The 2357-nt window shown below is 42.0% G+C and carries 3 protein-coding genes; 1 reads left to right on the plus strand and 2 read right to left on the minus strand.

Translation table 11 applies throughout. The annotated features are described in order from the left end of the window. Positions 1–904 (plus strand): hypothetical protein (locus NJ959_RS28645; RefSeq protein WP_254015163.1); only part of this gene is annotated, 904 nt, incomplete at its 5' end. A 27-nt stretch (positions 905–931) separates the two neighbouring features. Here NJ959_RS28645 and NJ959_RS28650 read toward each other — a convergent pair. Together NJ959_RS28650 and NJ959_RS28655 are read right to left on the minus strand one after the other, a co-directional pair. Further along, positions 932–1738, minus strand: coding sequence for an ABC transporter permease (locus NJ959_RS28650; protein WP_254015164.1), 807 nt, complete (start codon positions 1736–1738; stop codon positions 932–934). 135 nt (positions 1739–1873) lie between these two features. After that, positions 1874–2299 carry an acyl-CoA thioesterase gene (locus NJ959_RS28655; RefSeq protein ID WP_373693733.1) on the minus strand — a complete coding sequence of 142 codons (426 nt, stop codon included), beginning with the start codon at positions 2297–2299 and terminating at the stop codon, positions 1874–1876. Positions 2300–2357 lie beyond the last annotated feature (58 nt).

Consider the following 2357-nt stretch of genomic DNA (forward strand, 5'->3'; position numbering starts at 1 on the left):
GAGTAAGATGAAGAGTAGATTTTTTCTGGGGTGTATTGGTAGTGTGGTTATTTTAGTGACTTCTCCACTACTGGCGATATTGGCTAATTCTGTTGCTGCTGGTGCTAATCCTGTTGCTGCTATTGCTGATGATAATTCGGTGATTTGGAAGGTGGTATTGTTGGATTTGTTTCAACGGGTGACAGGTGAGTCGCGTCTTCTACCGGGAGGGGGTTCTGAGATTGAACCTGGGATGACTAAGATTACTTTTGTTGATGCTTATGCTCTTGTTAGTTGGGTTTGGGGAGATGGTGGGGGGCAGACGGTTTTGGTTAAGGAAAATGAACGGTGGCGTGCGATTGTTGCTGGGAGTGGGGAGTTAAGATTTAGTACTCTGGTGCAATATAAGATTCCTCGCGATACAGCGCGGAGTCTGATTAATCGCGACAAAGGCGCACCGGAAAAACAACCACCTGTTGCTGATTTGTTCATTGATTTATTGCCGCAACTTCAGGAAAAAACTGATGCTCTCATTTTATTGCCTAGTGAATTACCTATGTCAAAACAGCCGATTTATTTAAGGAGAGAAGTTGCTAGCAGGAGTTATAGAATTAATCTAGTTTTAACACGCAACTGCGATGGTTCTAATCCTTGCACGGTTGGTTCTTTTATCGCTAATCCCGTTGCTCCGGTTTATGAGCCGGGTGATATGTTTATTAAAGATGTCGCTTTGGCGAATTCTATCCGGGGATATTTTACGCCTAGCAGATGCGATGGAGCTTTTTGTACGCCAGCTAAGATTGAGTGGGATTGGGAAGGGTTTAGTTATAAGATTGAGTTGAAAAGGGTTGGTCGAGATGTGAATGAAGAGGAAGTGGTGATGATTGCGATCGCAAATTCTGCTATTATAGCTGGACCTAGGTGAAGATGAAATTTTAGATTTAACTTAATACTATTTATTGAAACGTTTCTGTTCTCCGCGATATCGCACTAATTCTGCTACAAGAGCGAGGGAACCTGATGCTAAAATTAGCATGACACTCAACGCATTTATATCTGGTCTTACTCCCATACGGATACGGCTAAATATTTCCATCGGTAATGTATTTGAACCTGTCCCTGCTGTAAAACTGGCAATGAGGAAATCATCCATACTTAGGACAAAAGATATTAGGCAACCCGCTATAATAGCTGGCATTAATTCTGGTAATAATACTTGAATAAAAGCTTGAAAAGGTGTTGCCCCTAAATCTAGTGCAGCTTCTTCTAAGTGAGGATTGAGGCTGGAAATTCTCGAAGAAACAACGAAAGCAATATAGGAGAGACAAAAGACTACATGTGCCGCTATAATTGTCCAGAGACTTAATGGAGTACCAATTACAGCAAGGAAGACTAAAGTAGCAACTGCGATCGCAATATCAGGAATAATCAGTGGTAAGTAGGAAATTCCCCGATACAATCCCTTCCCAGGAAACTGATAACGGGCTAACCCCACCGCCATCAAAGTGCCGATTACCGCAGAAATAGCTACCGCTACTACTGCCACTGTGAGACTATTTTGTAAGGCTTGGAGGATGCGGGAATCATTGAATAGTTGACTGTACCACTTCCATGTAAATCCCTGCCAATCTGTACTATAGGCAGACTGATTGAAACTATAAAATGTCAATACTAATATAGGAAGGTACATGTAAAAAAACATCAGGAATGAGAAAATTCCTTGCCAGGAGAAGGGGGGTTTTAGTTTGTTATTTGTCATTTGTCATTTGTTATTTGTTATTGGTTATTCGTTATTTGTTATTTGTTATTTGTTATTTGTTATTCGTTATTTGTCAACCGAACTCCGTTGGCGTAGCCTGCGCGAAGCGCATACTCCGAACTCAGGTTTTAGGTGCTAGCTTTCAGTATAGAGTGCCAAAGCGCTTTGGAGTTCATTGGGGATGGGTGTGGCTACCATTTTCTCACCTTGTCTTCGCATACAAGCTGCTTGTTGTTCACCTTTCGCCACTAATTCTTCGCCTTCGTCTGTCATGCGCCAATACTCAAATAGCATGGTGATGCGATTTTGGGTAATATCTCTCAGACGCATACGGATAGCGACGTTATCGAAAGCATAAAGTTCAGAGAGGTAATCGCAGGAAACTCTAACGGTAACGAGAGCAAGTCCCTGTGATAATTCTTTAATTATGCCAGGAGAGCGATCGCGCAGGAACATTTCCCGACATCTTCCTTGCCACAGGATATAGTTAGCGTAGTAAACATTACCAACTAAATTGGTTTCTTCAAAGCTGACTATGTGGTGGTATTCGTATGCTTTCATTTGGGGGAGTGGGGAGTGGGGAAGACAGTTTTGAGTTTTGAGTTTTGAGTTTTGAGTT

Source organism: Limnofasciculus baicalensis BBK-W-15, from assembly GCF_024178385.1.
Lineage (GTDB): Bacteria > Cyanobacteriota > Cyanobacteriia > Cyanobacteriales > Coleofasciculaceae > Limnofasciculus > Limnofasciculus baicalensis.